The organism is Vibrio sp. 10N.261.51.A4 (assembly GCF_041471945.1).
In the GTDB taxonomy this organism is placed as follows: Bacteria; Pseudomonadota; Gammaproteobacteria; order Enterobacterales; family Vibrionaceae; genus Vibrio; species Vibrio crassostreae_C.
This window is the reverse complement of sequence record NZ_JBFRPJ010000051.1, coordinates 94,155-114,512: the sequence shown is the minus strand read 5'-3', so window position 1 is coordinate 114,512 and position 20,358 is coordinate 94,155. Positions and strand designations below refer to the sequence as shown.

Below are 20,358 nucleotides of genomic sequence, written 5' to 3'. Positions count from 1 at the left end.
ATGTTAGTCCTTCAACACGTTAAGCATACTCATGAGCAAGCTCAGTGAACGCATCACCTCTTGCCATGAAATTATTAAATTGATCGAAGCTTGCGCACGCCGGAGACAGCATCACCATATCTCTAGCCACCAGCTGTGGCGAGATAGATTCGATTATCTGCTGCATGGTATCGAACTTTTGTGCCGATGGGTGCAGAGGCATGAATTGATCTGCATCTTCACCGAAACAACACAGCTGAACACGCTCAAGTTGCGCCAATACTGGTTCAAGCTCACTAAAGTCAGCACCTTTACCAACGCCGCCAACCAAAAGATATAACGTACCTTGATACTCCAACCCAGACAGGGCTGCCAATGTGCTGGCTACATTCGTTGCTTTGGAGTCATTAACCCATTTGATTTCGCGCTTGTCAGCCACGACTTGGCAACGATGCGTCAAACCGTTATAGGCCTTCAAAGCATCAAGACTTTTGCTGTAGTCGATACCAACTTGCTTCAATAGTGCAAGTGAGACTAACGCATTCGCCACATTGTGACGTCCAACCAATGTTAAATCTTGGGTAGCAAGGACAGGTTTACCGTGATCGACCAACCACTCAGTACTATCAATCGTTGATACACCAAACTCTTGGTTATCTAGGCCAAAAGTCAACAATGGCATTGTCTGGTCAGGGTAAGTCTCTTTGTCTTCACGATTAACAATCGCACACTGCGCGTTATTAAAAATTCTTAACTTGGCTTCACGATAATCAGCCATACCCTGATAGCGATCCATGTGATCTTCTGACAGGTTCAAAAAGGCTGCTGCTACAAGGTTTAGGTTCGATGTGGTTTCTAACTGGAAGCTTGAAAGCTCAAGCACATATAAATCCGCATCAAGTTCTAGAAGGTCTAGAAGGTCTAGGGCAGGAATGCCAATATTGCCGCCAACGCCAACATTAAGCCCAGCAGCCTTAGCAAGCACACCAGTCAGATCAGTCACGGTACTCTTACCGTTTGAACCAGTAATCGCCACAACAGGCTTATCTACAGCCCAACCAAACAGCTCGATGTCGCCAACGACAGGCGTACCCGCTTGAAGCACATCTTGAATTTCAGGTGTCGCTAAAGCAATGCCTGGGTTAGCAACCACCAGATCAGCCTCAGCTAGCCATTGGCTATTCCAGCTTCCAGAATGCAGCTCAACCGACTCAGGCAAAGATTCCTTTCCTGGTGGTAGCTCTCGCGTATCAATTACCTTTACGCAAGTATGGGGCTGATATTTTACGAGATGTTTAACGACAGAGAGCCCGGTAATACCGAGCCCCACAACCACTACATTTTGAATATTTTGCCAACGTTCCATTTAAACAAGATGCTCTTAATAGTTTTAAAGAGCCCCTATTCAGAGGCTCATACAGGATTAACGAACTTTCAGTGTCGCTAGGCCAACCAGTACTAATACCATTGAGATTATCCAAAAACGCACGATAACACGCGGCTCTGGCCAACCTTTAAGTTCATAGTGGTGGTGAATCGGTGCCATGCGGAAAATACGCTGACCACGCAATTTGTAAGAGCCCACCTGCAGAATCACTGACAGAGTCTCCATTACAAACACACCACCCATGATCACTAGTACCAACTCTTGACGAACGAGTACCGCAATCACACCTAACGCACCACCCAGTGCTAGAGAGCCAACATCGCCCATGAATACTTGTGCTGGGTAAGTGTTAAACCATAGGAAGCCAAGGCCTGCACCAACGATAGCAGTACATACCACCACCAGTTCAGAGGTGTATGGGATGTATGGAATGTGTAGGTATGCTGCAAAGTTAACGTTACCTGTCGCCCAAGCGATAACAGCAAAACCCGCAGCAACCATAACCGTTGGCATAATCGCCAAGCCATCTAGGCCATCAGTTAGGTTTACCGCGTTACTGGTACCCACAATAACAAAGTAAGTTAGAACAATGTACAGTAAACCAAGTTGTGGCATCACATCTTTAAAGAAAGGCACCACTAATTGTGTCGCAGCAGTGTCTTGCCCATGAGCATACAGAGCAAACGCCACAACCAATGCAATAGCCGATTGCCAGAAGTACTTCCAACGCGCAATCAAGCCATCAGTGTTCTTACGAACGACTTTACGATAATCATCAACAAAACCAACTGCACCGTAACCGCCTAGCACGACAAGTACGGCCCAAACGTAAGGGTTTGATAAGTCAGCCCAAAGTAAGACCGTAATGATGATCGCAGCAAGGATCATCACACCACCCATGGTTGGTGTACCACGCTTACTGAAGTGAGATTCTGGGCCGTCATTACGAACAACTTGGCCAATTTGCAGCATTTGCAGACGCTCAATTAAACGAGGTCCCATCCACAGCGACAGACATAAAGCCGTCAAAATGCTCGCGATTGCACGAAACGATAAGTATTCGAACAAACGGAAAAAAGAAAAGTGTGGCTGTAGTAGCTCTGCAAGCCAAATTATCATGAAAAGTTCTCCTTTAAAGCAGCGGCTATTTTACTCATTCCTGCACTATTGGCGCCTTTTACCAACAAGGTATGTGGCGCGTTTTCTGGCAAGCTCAAGTGCTGCTCTATGTGCGCGATCATCGCTTCATGCGTTGCAAAGTGAGTGCCGTTACACACTTCACTAATCACCTTGGTATCATCACCGTAAGTGAGTACATGCTCAAAAGCGAATGGGGCAGCATATTCACCGACTTGACGGTGAAGTGCAAGGCTTTCATCGCCTAACTCAGCCATATTGCCTAAAATCAACCAACGCTGACCTTTGAAGCTCGACAACAATTTAGCTGCAGCCTTCATTGCCGGTACACTGGCGTTGTAACTGTCATCTATTAGCTTGATATTCTGACTTAATTGTTGAACCTCAACTCGGCCTTTAACTGAGATAAGATTCGCTAAACCGCTTTTAATTTCTGCAAGCGTGGCACCGAATTGAATGCTCAGTGCTGCTGCGGCTAATGCGTTGGCTACATTGTGCTGACCAATAATGCCAAGTTCGACATCGATAGCGCCTTGCGGGGTCTGCATATCAAAGCAAGCTTCACCCTGCTCGTTGATGCGAATATTCGTCGAAAAGTAATCCGCCGTGTCATCACTTTCAGAAAAGGTCAGTACGTTTTTGTCTGCAAGCACATCTTTCCAGAAGTCACCACCATTGCTCTCTAGGTTAACAATAGCAGTATCACCAGCAGCAAGCCCCTGAAAAATTTCGCCTTTCGCTTGTTTAACACCATCAATTGAGCCAAAGCCCTCTAGATGCGCGGCAGCAACGTTATTCACTAAGGCCACCTGTGGTTTCACAAGCTGCGTGGTATAGGCAATTTCACCAATGTGGTTCGCGCCCAGTTCTATCACGGCATAGTCGTCATTGGGTTCACTGCGCAGCAAGGTTAGTGGTACTCCAATATCATTATTGAAGTTACCCGCTGTAAACAGCACTTTGCCACGTTGTTGTAGAATACTCGCGACCATCTCTTTGACGGTCGTTTTGCCACAGCTTCCTGTTATCGCCATGGTTGGCACGTTACATTGTTTGTGGATCCAAGCACTTAGCTGACCTAAAGCAAGTTTAGTGTCTTCAACAACAACTTGAGTAATATTTAGGTCAAGTTTTCGTTGAACTAATAACGCACTCGCATTGGCCTCAACAGCCTGACCACAAAAATCATGCGCATCAAAACGTTCACCTACAAGAGCAACAAACAGTGCACCTTCTTCAACGGTGCGAGTATCGGTAGAAACCGCATTGATCAAACTATTGCTCGATTTGCCAGCCTCTATCAGCTGACCGTACACCGCTGAGCAGATCTGCTCGAGTGATACATCAATCATTATGAAATACCTAAAAGTTGTAGTGCTGACTCTCGATCCGAATAGTGGATCGTTTTGTCTTTCAATACTTGGTAATCCTCATGGCCTTTACCTGCCAGAAGAATAATGTCGTTATTACCCGCCTGCTCTAGAGCAAACTTAACCGCCTGAAAGCGATCGTGTTCAACAAAGGCGACTTCAGGCTCACTTAAACCTGCCAGCATGTCTTTAACAATCAATGCCGGGTCTTCACTGCGAGGGTTGTCATCTGAAATAATAATGTTATCGGCGAACTGCTCTGCGGTAACCGCCATCATAGGGCGCTTGCCTGTATCTCGATCACCACCGCAGCCAAAGATTGCCCATAGCTTTCCAGAGCAATGTACACGTAGTGCTGCCAATGCTTTCTCTAAAGCGTCTGGCGTATGCGCGTAATCGACAACCACTTTTGCTTTGTTCGGCACTTGGAACAGTTCCATACGACCAATCACAGGTTGCAACTGAGGCGCAGTGTCGACCAAGATTTGCTTATCGATACCTAATGACAGCAAGGTCGCAAAGGCAACCAGTACATTTGATGCGTTGAACTGGCCAATTAAAGGAACAGACAGTTGTCCCTGCCCCCAGCTACCATCAAAAGCGAGTTTGATACCCGTCTCTGCATAAGCAACATCAGATGCCCATACCGACTGTTGGTAGCCAGTTAACGGAAGCAATGACACAGCTACTGCATTGGACAGATCAGCCATCCAAGCTTTACCGACTTCATCATCAACATTAATCACAGCGTGCTTACACTTATGCTGAGTAAACAAGCTCTTCTTAGCCAGAGCGTACTCTTGCATCGTGCCGTGGTAATCCAAGTGGTCACGGCTCAAGTTAGTAAATACACCAGCCTCAAAATCCAATGCCTTAACTCGGCCTTGAACCAAACCATGAGACGAGATTTCCATCGCGGTATAAACAGCGTTTTCTTCAGCCAACTCACTCAGCGTACGTTGTATTTCAATCGCACTACCGGTCGTATTCGCCGCCGTTTTAAGGTTGTCTAGAAAACCGTTACCCGTGGTGCCCATTACCGCAGAGCGTTGGCCGACTAAATCTAGCCACTGAGCAATCAATTGGGTGATAGTGGTTTTGCCATTGGTGCCGGTAACACCAATCAGCTTAGTCGCCTGAGACGAGTAAACACGACCGGCCAACTCAGATAACACCAAGTTAAGGTCTTTAATGTAAACAACCGGAACAGCATCCAACCACTCAATCAGACCATGGGCCTTTTCAGCATCAGCTTGTGCGATAACGGCATTGGCTCCCTGTGAGACCGCTTTGTCAATGAAACGACGGCCATCAACAGCATGCCCAACTACAGCAACAAAAATATCGCCGTCTTTGATGGCACGACTATCCAACTCCAACTGTTCAACGGCAATCGCATCCAGCTCAGGTGAACTAAAGTCACCCCAAGGAGAAAGTAAAGATGACAGCGTGAGGCTATTACTCATATTGAATCCTGATTGGCTCTATTCTTGAAACTTGTTTTCATCAGCAGGGACATTCAGAATTTGCAGTGCGCCCTTCATGATTTCAGAAAAAACAGGGGCTGCGACCGAGCCACCATAGTAGAGGTCACCTTGAGGTTCATTGATCATCACAACCAAAGAGACTCTTGGGTCACTCACTGGAGCAACACCTGCGGTATAGGCGAAGTACTCGTCTCCATAACCACCGGAAATCGCTTTTCTAGATGTACCTGTTTTTGCTGCTACTCGGTAACCCGGCACGGCAGCTCTTGTCGCTGTACCGCCCTTTTGGGTTACGCCTTCTAGCATGTTCAAAACCAACTCAGCATTTTCGCGCTTGATGCTCTGTTTTGAGAAATCTTGGTCGTTGCTTTTAACGATATGGATAGGTTCGTAAACACCGTGATTCGCTAACGTCGCATAGGCATGAGCCAATTGCAGCGGAGTAATCGCTAGACCATAACCAAAGGATAAGGTAGCGATTTCAAACTTAGACCAGCGTCGACGGTTCGGGAAAATACCCGCGGTCTCACCGACTAGATTCAGCCCAGACATCTCGCCAAGACCAACAGAACTGTACATGCCCAGTAGCGCTTCAAGTGGCATATCCAGTGCTAACTTCGCCACACCGATGTTACTCGACTTCTTAAGGATTAACGCCAAGTCTGCCTTACCAACTTTGGAAGTATCACGTACACGGCTACCACCGATTTGCATGATGCCGTTACCCGTATCAATTACAGTATCAGCATCCGCGGTACCATTTTCGAGAGCGGCAAGAACAACAAACGGCTTAACCGTCGAACCTGGCTCAAAAGCATCGGTGATCACGCGGTTACGCATCTTAAAGCTTTGTAAATCAGCACGATTGTTTGGGTTGTAAGACGGTGCGTTAACCATGGCCAAAACCGCACCCGTTTTTACGTCTAATAAGATGGCAGATCCAGACGTCGCCTTGTGATCGGCTACCGCCTGTTTAATCGCTCGATAAGCGATGGCTTGTAAGCGCTGATCGATGGTCAATTCGAGTGGTTTACCTTCTTCACGCTCTTCTAGTGCAATGTTTTCAACTACTCGCCCGTAACGGTCTTTACGGATTGTACGTTTACCTGCTTCACCCGTGAGCCACTTATCGTAGCTGCGCTCGACACCTTCTAGGCCGTGTCCATCAATTCCGGTCACACCAATAAGATGCGCGCTGACTTCACCGGCTGGGTAATAACGACGTGATTCTGCTTTAAGACCAATACCCACCAGCTTTAAGTCGCGGATGTATTTCGCCATTGCTGGGCTAACTTGTCTTTGTAGGTAGATAAAACGACGAGATTTGTCGCTGGAGATCTTGTTGATCATCGATTGTCGATCTAAGCCAAGTACATCAGCTAGCGCATACCAACGATCAATTTGGGCCATGCCATTTTTATCGAAAATCGTTTTAGGATCGGCCCATACCGCTTCAACTGGAACACTCACAGCAAGCGGCTCGCCATTGCGGTCTGAAATAATACCGCGAGCAGAAGGAATGGCCTTAACACGTACTGAGCGAAGGTCGCCCTGACGAATTAAGTTATCTGGTTCAATAATTTGGATGTAAGCCACACGACCAACCAGCGCAGCAAAGGCAAGAAACACGAAAGCAATAACAACGTTGAAACGCCATTTAATAAGAATTGGATCCGAGTCCTTTTCGCTCTTCACTCGCTCTTTCGTTGGTTTCTTAACGGCTTTCGCGGGGGCTTTTTCCTTTTTTCCGGTCATTTCAGTGTGATCACAACTTCTTTGTCGGAGTCTGGACGTTTCATGTCTAGCTCTCGTTTTGCCGATGCTTGAACGCGGCTATGTTCAGCCAGAGCCGTCTCTTCAAGCATTAAATTTCGCCATTCATTATCAAGCTGTTCACGCTCACTCAATGCCATGTCTTTTTGCGTGATTGCCTGACGTGACATGTGTGTCGTGAGAACGACCCCCATCGCGCTCGCGAAGATACAGATAAGCAGCACCAATGGGACTTTACCCACGGAGATCAAATCAAAAAATATTATCTTGGCTAAGTTAGGTTTGGAGGTCTTCATTGACTATAGCTTTTCTGCGATTCGTAATACTGAGCTACGCGAACGAGTATTCTCATCCACTTCATCTTTAGAAGGCTTGATCGCTTTACCAACAGGCTTAAGATCAGCACTGCCTAGCGCTTTGATCTGCTCTTCTGTTAGTGGCAGGCCATGTGGTACTTGCGGACCTTGGCTCTCTTTACGGATAAAGCGCTTCACCATGCGGTCTTCAAGAGAGTGAAAGCTAATAACAGACAAACGGCCTTGAGGAGCAAGAATGCTTGCTGCGCCTTTCAGGGCTGTATCGATCTCTTCAAGTTCACTGTTGATGTAGATACGGAAGGCTTGGAAAGCACGTGTTGCTGGGTGCTTTTTCTCTTTGAAGCTTTTTGGAGCTACATCAGAGATAAGCTTAGCCAATTGGCCAGTACGTGTTAACGGTTCGTTCTCTTCGTTCTCTTGATAAGCAATGATGCCTTTCGCGATACGACGAGCGTGTTTGTCTTCACCGAACTCACGGATAACCCATGTGATGTCATCAAGATCGGCTTCAACTAACCACTGAGAGACAGGAATACCGGTTGTTGGGTCCATACGCATATCAAGCGGACCGTCTTTCATGAAGCTAAAGCCACGCTCAGCGTCATCTAGCTGTGGTGAAGAAACACCTAGATCCAGTAACACACCATCCACTTGACCGACTAAGTCATAACGCTCTGCATATTCAGCCATACCTGAGAACGGGCCGTGAATAATCGTAAAACGAGGGTCATCAATCTTTTGCGCTTCTGCAATCGCTTGTGGATCGCGGTCAATACTAAAGAGTCGTCCATTCTCGCCCAGTTTAGACAGGATTGTACGGCTGTGACCACCACGGCCAAAAGTACCATCGATGTAGGTACCGTCAGGTTTGATCGCAAGTCCGTCAATAGATTCGTTAAGCAATACTGAAATATGTTTGAATGCTTCTGTCATAGTCTTCTCAGTGAGTGGATTGAGCCATTAGTTCGGCAATAATTTGTTCTATTAACGTTTTAGTGTACTGATTTCACGCCGTATCTCCACCATATTGTGTATAGGCTTTGGGAATTTTTGACCCAAGCTCATATCAGGGTGAAGGATTCTAAGGAAATCTAAATAATTTACGTCAATATAAAGCAAAAAACCCATCACTACCGTTAAGTAATGATGGGTTCTTTATATAGGTGGAGTTGACACATACGCCGGGTTCTGTTCCGCTTGCGCGGCGGTAACCATTCGTCTAGGCCTGCAATCGCTCACAGGCTCAAGCAATCTACCCGCCCCCATACGCGAGCAACGCAATGTGAGGGCCTATTTGATCTTGCTCCGGGTGGAGTTTACCTTGCTACGAACTGTTGCCAGTCGCACGGTGCGCTCTTACCGCACCCTTTCAGCCTTACCTGTGCCCCTTCCGAAGAAATGAGGCCATCGGCGGTCTTCTCTCTGCTGCACTTGTCGTGGGCTCGCGCCCCCCAGACGTTATCTGGCACCCTGCTCTATGGAGCCCGGACGTTCCTCCCCTCTGCCAGTCTCCCGAAGGACTTCAACGTCAGTTTCCCGAAGGACCTCAACGTCAGTCTCCCGAAGGACATCAGCAAAGCAGCGATTACCCGTTCAACTCCGAGGGCGGATTGTATAGAGATTAGGGTGCAGTGTCTAGCGAGATCACAAATATGGTGCAAACCTCTAAGCAACTGCGTGAATTTTACACAATTCAGACAAAAAAAGAGGAATAACGGCAATACCATCACTCCTCACAAGCTTTTCAATACAGGTTAGCTACTCTATAAAGAGGTTTCTAGTGGTCTAGATGCTCTAGGCCCCATTTGTATAACGCGTTCTTTTTCAGATTGTAGATTTCTGCCGTCATCGCCGCCGCTTTTTTAAGAGGCAGCTCTTTGGTTAGAATGCCTAGTGTGCGAGTCGCTTCGTCTGGCAGTTCTGTGCTCGCTTCTTCACGGTGGCCGTGAATCAGTAACACCATCTCACCGCGTTTACGGTTCGCGTCTTCTTCAATCCACTCAATAAGTTCACCCAGTGGCAGCCCTTGGATGGTTTCGAAGGTTTTAGTTAGCTCACGCGCCAATACAACCTCACGGTCAGGGCCAAGAATCTCAAGCATGTCTTGCAAAGAGTCTGAAATACGGTGTGGTGATTCATAGAAGATGCAGGTGCGCTCTGCCTTTGCGATCTCTAAGAACTTGTCTTTACGACCTTTGCTTTTGGGCGGTAAGAAGCCTTCAAAGCTGAAACGATCTGACGGTAAACCAGAAGCACTTAACGCGGTAATCACAGCACAAGCACCAGGAAGTGGCACAACTCTCACACCCGCTTGACGACATTGTGAGACAAGATGGTAACCTGGGTCACTAATTAAAGGAGTACCCGCATCAGAGACTAATGCGATAGACTGACCTTCTAATAACCTTTCGACTAGAACTTGCGCTTTAGTTTGTTCATTATGATCATGTAAAGCGAACGTTCTGGTTGATATATTGAAGTGAGCAAGCAGCTTACCCGTGTGGCGTGTGTCTTCGGCTGCAATAACATCGACACTTGATAAAATTTCAATTGCTCTTTGAGTGATATCTCCCAAATTTCCGATTGGGGTTGGCACAATGTAGAGAGTTGGGCTCTCTGTGAGCAAGGTTTTGTTATCTGTCATTTGTTTACCATCACTTCAACGATTAATATAGATACAAATTTATACGGAATTTAAAGAACTCATGGCAACGATGAACCATAAGAGACTCAGTGTACCACGCTTACTAACTCCAATTGCATTAGCAATTACATTGGTGGCTTGTTCTTCAGGTCCTCAAGCACCAACGAGCGTTGATATTACACTAGATCCAGCGCAATCAACTGAAAGTTACATGATGCAAGCGGATAGTAGCAAAGGAAGTCTACAAAACGACTGGTTAATCATGGCGCTTAAGGCTTCTGTGCAAGCTGGAAAAACCGATCAAGCAACTCTGCTTATTAAACGCTTAGCAAAACAAGAGCTGAGCGAAACGCAACAAGCGGAATGGCAATTAGCTCGCGCTCAACTGTTGGTGAATAACTCGCAGCCTGAACAAGCTTATAGCCAACTGAACTTCCAGCCTTGGTGGAAACTTCCGAACGAGCAGTGGAAAGATTATCACGAGCTACGCGCGAACATTTCTGAAATGCAAAGCGAGTATTTTGAAGCAAGCCGTGAGTTAGTTCTTTATTCAGAATATCTAGACGCTGACGACGAGCTCCAACAACAAGCTGCTGACCGTATTTGGCAGAACCTAAATAGCTACTCTCAATATGAGATTCTGGAGCTTAAGACGTCGCCTACAGAAGACGTTCTTGCAGGTTGGTTACAGCTGGCGATTTACATGAAGACGCTGAATTCAAACCTTCCAAACCTGCAGGAAACCCTGTCTGATTGGCTAGCAGAGAATTCTCAGCACCCAGCAGCAACATATACACCTCAGGCGATCACTGACATCTTGGCGCTAGAGATCAGCAAGCCAACCAGCACTGCACTATTACTGCCTCTAACCGGTAAGTACGGCAAGCAGGCACAACTTGTGCGTGACGGTTTCATCTTTGCGATGATGAATGACAAAGAGCGCGAAGAAGATGCAACGCTGACGGTAATGGATACCAACGTGCAAAGTGCCGCTGAGATTAAAGCGACACTGGAAGAGAACAATGTTGATTTCATCGTTGGCCCGCTGATCAAGAGTAACATCACTAAGCTTCAGCAAGCACAGAAAAACCACGAAAACTCGATTCCAGCATTAGCTCTGAACATTCCAACACAACTAGAACCTGATACTAACATTTGTTATCTCGCTCTATCGCCAGAACAAGAAGTTGCTCAGGCAGCGAAACACCTATTTGCTCAAGGCTACAAGTATCCGCTTATCCTTGCGCCAAGAGGACGTTTAGGTGAGCGTGTTGAGCAAGCGTTTAAAGAAGAGTGGAAAAAATACAGCAGCAACGATGTTGCTATCAGCTTATTCTCTGACAAACGCCAACTGCAACGTAATGTGAATCAGGTATTCGGCCTGCAAGAGAGCCAACAGCGTATCGCTCAAATGGACGGGTTACTGAACCTAGACCTAGAAACAGAGCCACGCAGCCGTCGTGATATCGATTCTGTTTACATTGTGGCTAAGAACTCAGAGCTAACGCTAATCAAACCCTTCATTGAAGTTGCAATTAACCCTGATGCTAGCCAGCCCGCTCTTTTCTCAAACTCACGCAGCAACAGCGGTGATAAGCAGTATGAAGACCTAACCGGTGTGTTCTACAGCGATATCCCACTATTAGTTGAGAATAAAAACGAGCTTAATAAAGAGCTCAACGACCTATGGCCTGCACACTCAAACGGCCAAAAACGCTTGCAAGCACTGGGAATGGATGCTTACTACCTAATGGATGCACTGCCACAGATGAAAGCAGTGCAAGGTTACAGCATTCCAGGTGAAACGGGTGTGTTAACCATCGATAACAACTGTGTAGTTCAACGTGAAATCAGCTGGGCAGAGCATGGGGCTTTTTAGCCGAAAGTTCCTATCCAAACCAAGCATCACCCACAAACAAGTGGGTGATAAATACGAGACCGTGGCAAAATCTTATCTGATTAACCACGGTTTATCGTTAATAGAACAAAACTTCATAGCAAAATGTGGCGAGATTGATCTTATAATGCGCCATAACAATACGGTTGTGTTTGCTGAGGTAAAATACCGCAAGCAAACCCGCTACGGACATGCCGCTGAAATGGTGACTGCCAAGAAGTCACAGAAACTGCTCAAAACAGCCAATGTTTGGCTTATGCAGCAAGGATTGTCGGTGCACTCTACAGATTTCAGGTTTGATATTGTTGCCATTGAAGGGCCGAATGACACTATCGACTGGATTCAAAACGCGATTACCCAAGGATAAACATGCTAGACAGCATTAAAGAAAGTTTCACAGAAAGTATTCAAATCCAAATTGCGGCTGCAGAAGCTCTGCCTGACGCAATCACGCATGCCGCTCAAGCAATGGTTGCGACCTTGCTTAACGGAAACAAAATTCTTTGTTGTGGTAATGGTGGTTCGGCGTCGAATGCTCAGCAATTTGTATCGTGCCTACTCAACCGGTTTGAAACAGAGCGCCCCAGCCTTCCAGCAATGGCACTCACAGCAGACAACACCACGCTAACGGCTGTGGCTAACGACTACCACTATGAAGAGATCTTCTCTAAGCAGGTGCGTGCATTCGGTCAAACTGGCGATATTCTGTTGGCTATCTCGACTAGCGGTAACAGCAAGAACATCATCAAGGCAATGGAAGCGGCGGTAACTCGCGACATGACCATCATCGCCTTTACCGGTAAAGATGGTGGTGAGATGGCAGGTTTGCTTGGTGAACACGATGTAGAGATTCGTATCCCTTCACACCGTACAGCGCGCATTCATGAAGTACACATGGTGACACTACACTGCCTATGTGACCTAATCGATCAAGTACTCTTCCCTGCCCACGAAGAGTGATATACGGAGCATCACAATGAAATCATTAACCTCTATGAGGCTGTTTAAGCTGATTAATGTTTCGCTACTTACACTGTCTCTGTCTGGTTGTGCTGGCATTTTCATTGCTGGTGCTGCAACCACTGCAAACCTAGTCACGGATACGCGAACAACCAAAGAGATTTGGAACGACAACAACATCGAATTTGAAGTCGCAGCGATTACCAATAAACAACCATTCCGTGGCAACGTACGTGTCACCGCAAGCTCGTACCGAGGTTCGGTGGTATTGATGGGACAAGCAACCACAGATTCAGAACGTCGCGCTTTTGAAAACCAAGCCAAAGAAGTGGCTGGCGTTGAGAGCATCCACAATCAGGTTCGAGTGAAAGAACCTTTGTCTGTAAGTGCTATTAGTAAAGACAGCTGGATTACCACTAAAGTGAAATCAGCTCTGCTTGCGAATGCTGAACTTAACGGCATCAAAGTAAAAGTGATTACTGAGGATTCAGAAGTATTCCTGCTTGGACTCGTGACTCGAGAGCATGCCGATATCGCAACAGAAGTTGCTCGTAACATCTCTGGCGTAAAACAGGTCATTCGAGCGTTTGAATATGGTGAAGAAGAGACGGCTGTTAACTAGCCTTAAGCCAGTCAATTGAATGCTATATAGCAGAAAAGAAAAAGCAGCGACGAGTCGCTGCTTTTTTATTTGGTTCGTTATCTAATACCAATCGTAGTAAATAATCTATCATTCTAGCTTGTTAAAAATCTCGATAACTGCGTTAGAATTTTTGATTGTAGAATAACTACTTATCAAAAAATTCCGCCTTGCTCTCAAGCTTTTTTCCTGCGCTATTTCTGATCACTTACTTACTGTGATTGGTATAACTAACGTTATTTGATAACACGAAGGCTTGGGCGACCTTTCGCTGGACGAGGTGGCTCAGGATCTGAGTCTGGCTCTTCAGCATCTACGTCTGCCGTTGCTACGCTCAAAGATGGGCCTTTTTCTGGTTCTTCAAAAGGACTTTCTTCAATCCCTTCTTCAAACGCTTCCATGTAAGCCTCTTCAGGTTCAAACATGGTACCAGCACCATTTTCACGAGCATAAATCGCTTGTACTGCGTAAAGCGGAACGATCACAGAGTGTGGACGACCACTAAAGCGAGCACTAAACGTCACAGCTTCGTTACCCAGTTCAAGTTGTCCAACCGCACGAGGCGCGATGTTCAGAATGATCTGACCATCTTGAACAAACTCTTCTGGAACTCGCACACCCGGTAATGTTGCTTCAACAACAAGGTGTGGAGTTAGTTCGTTATCAACCAGCCACTCATAAAATGCACGAAGCATGTATGGTCGGCGTGGAGTCATATTAGAAATATCCATAAACGCTTAGCGAACGAGTCGCATCTCACGCTCAGCTTCAGTTAGAGAAGCTAGGAATGAATCACGTTCGAATACGCGGTTCATGTAAATCTTAAGCTCTTTAGAACCAGGACCAATTAGTTCGATACCAAGCTCAGGTAAACGCCATAATAGCGGAGCTAGGTAACAATCAATTAGGCTAAACTCTTCGCTCATGAAGTATTCATACTCAGCGAAGATAGGAGCAAGAGTCAGTAGGTCGTTGCGCAGTTTAACGCGAGCTGCTTCAGATTCTTCAGCGTTGCCTTTAACGATCTTCTCTGCAACTGAATACCAGTTACGCTCAATGCGGTACATCATTAGACGGCTGTTACCACGAGCAACCGGGTATACAGGCATCAACGGTGGGTGAGGGAAACGCTCATCTAGGTATTCCATGATGATCTTCGAGTCATATAGAGCAAGCTCACGATCAACAAGAGTAGGTACTGATTTGTACGGGTTCAGTTCAACAAGCTCTGCTGGTAGATTTTTTTCATCAACCAACTCAACTTCAACACTTACGCCTTTTTCAGCAAGAACGATGCGCACCTGATGGCTATACATATCAGAAGCACTTGAGAAAAGAGTCATTACAGAACGTTTATTGGCAGCTACAGCCATGGAGCCCTCCAGTACACTTTAAATAAAAACAATGGAGGCCTAAAGCCTCCATTGAACATTAACATAATTTGGGAATTAGCACGGTATTATAGCACAATTAGTGCACATCACGCCAATACTCTTTCTTCAGCAAAATCACGATGATAGTGAAGATTACTAAGAAGGCCATTACCCACCAACCCATAGCGTGACGCTCAAGTTGAACTGGGTCGCCCGAGTAAACCAAAAAGTTAACAAGGTCACGAACTGCTTCGTCGTATTCACCAGCACTTAATTCGCCAGAGCCGTCAGTCTCAGTGCCAACAACAACCGTCACTTCCTCGCCATCTACCATATGAGTATCGTAGATTGGTGTTGGGATACCTTGCAGTTCTTCAAGAACGTGCGGCATACCAACGCTTGGGAAAACAATGTTGTTCACGCCAAATGGACGAGACGGATCTTCATAGAAAGTACGAAGGTAAGTGTACAGCCAGTCTGCGCCACGAACACGAGCAACCAATGTTAGGTCTGGTGGCGGAGCACCAAACCAACTTGCCGCTTGATCAGAAGGCATAGCATTAACCATCAAGTCACCGATTTTCGCTTCAGGGTCGAAAATCAGATTTTCCTTCATAAGATCAACGGGGATCTCTAAATCATTCGCAACACGTTCATAGCGCTGGTACTGCGTTGAGTGACAAGCGAAACAGTAGTTCATGAACATCTTAGCGCCATTTTGCAATGAAGCTTTGTCTGTTAAATCATTGTTCGCTTTGTCTAATGGTACGTTTGCACCCGCTGCCATCACCAGTGACGGCAACATAGCAAATAAAATTACAATCCACTTTTTCATTTGAATGTCACCCTTTCTGGTAATGGTTTCGTCGCTTCATTTTTACTGTAGAACCACAGTAGAACGAAGAACATGAAGTAACCTAAGCTAAAGATTTGAGCCAGTAGCGTGTATGTTGGCGTTGCTGGAAGCGCACCAAGTACACCAAGCGCAATAAAGCTTATTGTGAATTGGATGATGTTAATCAAATGCAGTTTGCTACGGTAACGGTAAGAACGCACTTTACAACGGTCGAACCATGGTAGTAGGAATAGCACAACAATAGATGCGCCCATTGCTACAACACCTAGCAACTTATCAGGAACAGCACGCAGAATTGCGTAAAACGGCGTGAAGTACCATACCGGAGCGATGTGCTCTGGTGTTTTCAGTGGGTTAGCAGCTTCAAAGTTTGGCGGCTCAAGGAAGAATCCACCCATCTCTGGGTTAAAGAACAGCACATAACAGAAGAAGAATAGGAAACCGGCCACACCAACCATATCTTTCACGGTCCCGTATGGGTGGAAAGGAATAGAGTCAATGATGTCGTATTTCTTAGTGTAATCCTTGTGGAATGGGAACTGCGTTTTGTAGTCGTCGCCCATTGTGCCTTTAGGAAGTTTCGTCTCAATACCGTCTGGGTTGTTCGAACCCACTTCGTGCAGTGCTAGTACGTGAAGTACGATAAGCAGCAGAAGTACAATTGGTAGAGCGATAACGTGCAGTGCGAAGAAACGGTTCAGCGTTGCACCAGAGATGATGTAGTCACCACGGATCCAAAGCGTTAGGTCATCACCGATAACAGGGATCGCACCAAACAGAGAAATGATTACCTGAGCACCCCAGTAAGACATTTGACCCCATGGTAGTAGGTAACCCATGAAAGCCTCAGCCATAAGCACTAAGAAGATCAACATACCGAAGATCCAAAGTAGCTCACGAGGCTTTTGGTAAGAACCATAGATTAGGCCACGGAACATGTGCAGGTAGATAACAACGAAGAATGCCGAAGCACCTGTTGAGTGCATGTAACGTAGTAGCCAACCGTATTCCACATCACGCATGATGTATTCAACAGAAGCAAATGCACCCTCACCTGACGGTACGTAGTTCATTGTTAGCCAAATACCCGTAAGGATTTGGTTAACCAATACCAACATTGCCAAAGAACCGAAAAGGTACCAAAAGTTAAAGTTCTTAGGCATTGGGTATTCAGATAAATGCTTTTTATACGCATTCATCGCGGGTAGACGTTTCTCTACCCAATCAAGCAATCCTTGCATTACGCGTCTCCCTCGTCCACACCGATCATGATCTTAGTGTCACTCAAATACATATGCTTTGGTACAACAAGATTCAATGGAGCTGGTACGCCTTGGAATACTCGACCTGCCATATCAAACTTTGAACCATGACAAGGACAGAAGAAACCAGACTTAACACCCTGAACTTGTTCTGCAAAAGAATCCGGCAGGTAAGTTGGAGAACAACCTAAGTGCGTACAGAAACCAACAGCAACGAAGAATTCCGGCTTAATTGAACGGAACTCGTTCTGTGCGTATTCTGGTTGTTGTTCAGCTTCAGATTGAGGGTCACGAAGTTGACCACCGATCGATTTTAGGTTTTCTAGTACCGACTCAGCACGGCGTACAACCCATACAGGTTTACCTTGCCACTCGACACGAACCATTTGTCCCGGTTCTAACTTACTGACTTCCACTTCCACCGGCGCGCCCGCAGCTTTCGCCTTGGCACTCGGATTCCATGATTTAATAAAAGGCACGGCTACAGCAGCTGCTCCTAAACCACCAACAACGGCTGTTGTTGCGGTTAAGAAACGCCTGCGACCGTTATTTAAAGGCGCGTTGCTCATCCAAACATTCTCCCATTTGCTCCTTGTGGATTGAAATAATTCCGATTAAAGAGCATGGCTAACAAAATATGTATTTAGTTCTATTTATTGACGGCAAATGATAAATAAAACCCTACTTTTTGACAAGATAAAGCTACCTTTTTGTAACAATCATGAGGCAAAGCGCACATTGGGTTACAAAAGCTTTCAAAATATAAGAATTTGGAAATAAAACGAGGAAGGGAAAGCGTTTAGAGGGGGTATAAAAACAAAAAGCCCGGCATATAGCCGAGCTTTGAACCACAATTCCAGTCGTAAAACTGGGGGCGTGTACTTTTTCGTAAAGAAAAATTAACGCTTAGAGAATTGAGGTTTACGACGTGCTTTACGTAGACCAACTTTCTTACGTTCAACGCAACGAGCGTCACGAGTAACGTAGCCAGCTGCACGTAGAGCAGGACGTAGAGTTTCATCGTACTCCATAAGAGCGCGAGTGATACCGTGGCGGATTGCGCCAGCTTGACCAGAAATACCACCACCAGAAACAGTGATGTAAAGGTCAAGTTTCTCAGTTAGTTCAACTAGCTCAAGAGGTTGCTTAACAACCATACGAGAAGTTGGACGACCGAAGTAAACATCAAGGCTACGCTTGTTGATTACGATCTCACCAGAGCCTGGTTTGATGAAAACACGAGCTGCTGAGCTTTTGCGACGACCAGTGCCGTAGTATTGATTCTCTGCCATTTTCATAATCCCCTTAGATGTCTAGTACTTGTGGCTGTTGAGCAACATGGTTGTGCTCAGTACCAGCGTACACTTTAAGCTTACGGTACATCGCGCGGCCTAGAGGACCACGTGGAAGCATACCTTTAACTGCTAGTTCTAGAACCATTTCTGGTTTCTTAGCAATTAGCTTTTCAAAAGTGATAGTTTTAAGACCACCTGGGAACTCTGAGTGACGGTAGTAAACCTTACCCTTAGCTTTGTTACCAGTTACAGCAACTTTCTCAGCGTTAACAACGATGATGTAATCACCAGTGTCTACGTGAGGAGTGTATTCTGCTTTGTGCTTGCCGCGTAGGCGAGAAGCGATTTCACTTGCTAGACGGCCAAGAGTTTTGCCTTCAGCGTCTACAACATACCAGTCGCGTTTTACAGTTTCTGGTTTAGCAACGAAAGTTTTCATGCTAATAATTACCTATTTAAAAAATTTACACTTAAGGAATACTCGCGTATTCCCACTGTCTAAGAGTTACCATTCATCACCCCTTCGAGTGTTGGAAAACTCTTGGCATAACGTGATTTTACTCATCGCTAGAGGCCCGCAGTAACGGTAGGTCGCAGGATTATAGAGAAGAGCGAAGAAAAAATCACCTCTTTTTGAACAAAATCACGATTTTTTTAATTCTATTTCTTATTCGAGATAATCAAAGCTAACTTAAGTGTTCTTTTGCCAAATATTCATGGCTCTGCATTTCAATTAAACGCGACTGACAACGTTTAAATTCAAACTCTAGCTGACCATGGGTGTATAGCTTTTCTAGCTCCACTTCCGCTGAAATAATCAGCTTCACATTGCGCTCGTAGAACTCATCAACTAATGCAATGAAGCGCCTCGCAGCGTCATCTGAAGTCGCGCCCATTTGCAATACATCCGCCAATAGAACTGTGTGATAAACCCGAGACAACTCAATATAGTCGTTCTGGCTACGAGCCGACTGACAAAGCTGAGCAAAGGTACCATGCAGTACGCCATCACTCGCTTCGACTACATCTAATTGACGGTGGTTAACCTCTATCTGCTTAAGCTTCTCTTTATCTTCACCAACGAGCTGAGCGTAATACTTTTCGAGATTAATATTCGCTTGGCTATCTAGCGGGTAATGGTAAATCTCAGCCTGTTCTAAGGTACGTAGACGATAGTCAATACCACTATCGACATTAAGGATATGACAGTTGTCTTGAATGAGCTTGATGGCAGGTAAGAAACGCGCTCGCTGTAACCCGTTGCGATACAGATCCGCAGGTGGAATATTAGAGGTCGCAACCAAGATAGCGTTTCGAGCGAATAACTCTTGGAACAAGGTTCCTAGGATCATCGCATCGGTGATGTCTGAAACAAATAATTCGTCGAAACAGATAATGTCCGCTTCTTCCTTCAACTTGTCTGCGACTAAAGGCAATGGATCACTCACATTACCTAGCGCCTTTAGCTCATCATGAACTCGATACATAAAGCGGTGAAAGTGAACACGCATTTTTTTAGTGGTCGGTAAGGCATCATAGAACGTATCCATTAAGTACGTTTTTCCTCGCCCTACGCCACCCCAAAAATAGAGACCTTTCGGTGGTTGTGGCAGTTCTGGCTTTTTGCCTAGTAATTTCTGGAAGCGAGTCAGTTGAGGAATGGGCGTATTCATGTAATCTTGAAATTGATGAAAGAGTTCATCTAAAGATTTTACGGCTTGCTCTTGTGCTGGATCTCTTTGAAATCCATGTTCTTTTATATCTTGTTCGTATTTTTTAATGGGATTCATGACGACATTTCCACAATGAAAGCAATATCAGACAACAACTAAAAATGAGCCCAAACAGTACGAGGAATAACGTGATGTGGTGAATAATGCAGCATCAAACTGCTAACTAGCGCACACGCATTTCTCTTTATACTGCGGCTTTCTCATAGTACCATGGAGCTGTATCACGTGTAACTAAGTAGTAACAAACA

Annotated in this window: 20 protein-coding genes and 1 other RNA gene; 4 read left to right on the top strand and 17 right to left on the bottom strand. The window is 45.7% G+C overall.

Going from position 1 to position 20,358, the window contains the following annotated elements; translation table 11 throughout:
- Nucleotides 1-19: 19 nt before the first annotated feature.
- The 9 genes from murD to rsmI form a co-directional block, all read right to left on the bottom strand.
- On the bottom strand, nt 20-1,345 hold the full coding sequence (murD, locus tag AB4384_RS12205; RefSeq protein ID WP_102319694.1) for a UDP-N-acetylmuramoyl-L-alanine--D-glutamate ligase: 1,326 nt from the start codon (nt 1,343-1,345) through the stop codon (nt 20-22).
- A gap of 57 nt (nt 1,346-1,402) precedes the next feature.
- The gene (gene mraY / locus AB4384_RS12200) at nt 1,403-2,485 is read right to left on the bottom strand and encodes a phospho-N-acetylmuramoyl-pentapeptide-transferase (protein WP_017059284.1); all 1,083 of its coding nucleotides are present in this window, start codon (nt 2,483-2,485) and stop codon (nt 1,403-1,405) included.
- A complete protein-coding gene (gene murF, locus AB4384_RS12195) occupies nt 2,482-3,855 on the bottom strand; it encodes a UDP-N-acetylmuramoyl-tripeptide--D-alanyl-D-alanine ligase (RefSeq protein WP_017070828.1) in 1,374 nt (457 codons plus the stop codon). Before murF ends, mraY begins: the two co-directional genes overlap by 4 nt.
- The gene (gene murE / locus AB4384_RS12190; protein WP_102319692.1) at nt 3,855-5,339 is read right to left on the bottom strand and encodes a UDP-N-acetylmuramoyl-L-alanyl-D-glutamate--2,6-diaminopimelate ligase; all 1,485 of its coding nucleotides are present in this window, start codon (nt 5,337-5,339) and stop codon (nt 3,855-3,857) included. The genes murF and murE overlap by 1 nt, the downstream gene beginning before the upstream one ends.
- Nucleotides 5,340-5,357: 18 nt before the next feature.
- The gene (locus AB4384_RS12185) at nt 5,358-7,115 is read right to left on the bottom strand and encodes a penicillin-binding transpeptidase domain-containing protein (protein ID WP_102319691.1); all 1,758 of its coding nucleotides are present in this window, start codon (nt 7,113-7,115) and stop codon (nt 5,358-5,360) included.
- Entirely contained in the window at nt 7,112-7,429 is a 318-nt protein-coding gene (gene ftsL / locus AB4384_RS12180) for a cell division protein FtsL (protein ID WP_017062901.1), read from the bottom strand. The genes AB4384_RS12185 and ftsL overlap by 4 nt, the downstream gene beginning before the upstream one ends.
- Nucleotides 7,430-7,432: 3 nt before the next feature.
- Nucleotides 7,433-8,383, bottom strand: coding sequence for a 16S rRNA (cytosine(1402)-N(4))-methyltransferase RsmH (rsmH, locus tag AB4384_RS12175; RefSeq protein ID WP_017062902.1), 951 nt, complete (start codon nt 8,381-8,383; stop codon nt 7,433-7,435).
- Between the two features lie 228 nt (nt 8,384-8,611).
- Nucleotides 8,612-9,051: RNase P RNA component class A (rnpB, locus tag AB4384_RS12170), an RNA gene on the bottom strand.
- Between the two features lie 176 nt (nt 9,052-9,227).
- Nucleotides 9,228-10,094 carry a 16S rRNA (cytidine(1402)-2'-O)-methyltransferase gene (rsmI, locus tag AB4384_RS12165; protein ID WP_017066241.1) on the bottom strand — a complete coding sequence of 289 codons (867 nt, stop codon included), beginning with the start codon at nt 10,092-10,094 and terminating at the stop codon, nt 9,228-9,230.
- Nucleotides 10,095-10,155: 61 nt separating this feature from the next.
- Between rsmI and AB4384_RS12160 the strand changes: the two genes are divergently transcribed.
- The 4 genes from AB4384_RS12160 to AB4384_RS12145 are packed head-to-tail and all read left to right on the top strand — an operon-like array spanning nt 10,156 to nt 13,573.
- Nucleotides 10,156-11,973: a penicillin-binding protein activator gene (locus tag AB4384_RS12160; protein WP_102319690.1), complete on the top strand. Its 1,818-nt coding sequence runs from the start codon at nt 10,156-10,158 to the stop codon at nt 11,971-11,973.
- Nucleotides 11,960-12,358: a YraN family protein gene (locus AB4384_RS12155; protein WP_048614934.1), complete on the top strand. Its 399-nt coding sequence runs from the start codon at nt 11,960-11,962 to the stop codon at nt 12,356-12,358. Before AB4384_RS12160 ends, AB4384_RS12155 begins: the two co-directional genes overlap by 14 nt.
- A gap of 2 nt (nt 12,359-12,360) precedes the next feature.
- On the top strand, nt 12,361-12,951 hold the full coding sequence (locus AB4384_RS12150) for a phosphoheptose isomerase (protein WP_004729817.1): 591 nt from the start codon (nt 12,361-12,363) through the stop codon (nt 12,949-12,951).
- A gap of 16 nt (nt 12,952-12,967) precedes the next feature.
- A complete protein-coding gene (locus tag AB4384_RS12145; protein WP_017062905.1) occupies nt 12,968-13,573 on the top strand; it encodes a BON domain-containing protein in 606 nt (201 codons plus the stop codon).
- Between the two features lie 254 nt (nt 13,574-13,827).
- Here AB4384_RS12145 and sspB read toward each other — a convergent pair whose 3' ends face one another.
- The 8 genes from sspB to zapE all read right to left on the bottom strand — a co-directional run bounded on the left by sspB (nt 13,828) and on the right by zapE (nt 20,167).
- The gene (gene sspB, locus AB4384_RS12140) at nt 13,828-14,322 is read right to left on the bottom strand and encodes a ClpXP protease specificity-enhancing factor (RefSeq protein ID WP_017072808.1); all 495 of its coding nucleotides are present in this window, start codon (nt 14,320-14,322) and stop codon (nt 13,828-13,830) included.
- Between the two features lie 6 nt (nt 14,323-14,328).
- Complete coding sequence (gene sspA, locus AB4384_RS12135) at nt 14,329-14,964, bottom strand: stringent starvation protein SspA (RefSeq protein WP_009848943.1); 636 nt, start codon at nt 14,962-14,964, stop codon at nt 14,329-14,331.
- Nucleotides 14,965-15,061: 97 nt separating this feature from the next.
- On the bottom strand, nt 15,062-15,799 hold the full coding sequence (locus tag AB4384_RS12130; RefSeq protein ID WP_017061436.1) for a cytochrome c1: 738 nt from the start codon (nt 15,797-15,799) through the stop codon (nt 15,062-15,064).
- The gene (locus AB4384_RS12125; RefSeq protein ID WP_017061435.1) at nt 15,796-17,061 is read right to left on the bottom strand and encodes a cytochrome bc complex cytochrome b subunit; all 1,266 of its coding nucleotides are present in this window, start codon (nt 17,059-17,061) and stop codon (nt 15,796-15,798) included. The genes AB4384_RS12130 and AB4384_RS12125 overlap by 4 nt, the downstream gene beginning before the upstream one ends.
- Entirely contained in the window at nt 17,061-17,651 is a 591-nt protein-coding gene (gene petA, locus AB4384_RS12120) for a ubiquinol-cytochrome c reductase iron-sulfur subunit (protein WP_017061434.1), read from the bottom strand. The genes AB4384_RS12125 and petA overlap by 1 nt, the downstream gene beginning before the upstream one ends.
- Before the next feature lie 330 nt (nt 17,652-17,981).
- Complete coding sequence (rpsI, locus tag AB4384_RS12115; protein WP_004740758.1) at nt 17,982-18,374, bottom strand: 30S ribosomal protein S9; 393 nt, start codon at nt 18,372-18,374, stop codon at nt 17,982-17,984.
- 13 nt (nt 18,375-18,387) lie between these two features.
- A complete protein-coding gene (gene rplM / locus AB4384_RS12110) occupies nt 18,388-18,816 on the bottom strand; it encodes a 50S ribosomal protein L13 (RefSeq protein ID WP_010434689.1) in 429 nt (142 codons plus the stop codon).
- A 247-nt stretch (nt 18,817-19,063) separates the two neighbouring features.
- A complete protein-coding gene (gene zapE / locus AB4384_RS12105; RefSeq protein WP_102319689.1) occupies nt 19,064-20,167 on the bottom strand; it encodes a cell division protein ZapE in 1,104 nt (367 codons plus the stop codon).
- Nucleotides 20,168-20,358: the final 191 nt, after the last annotated feature.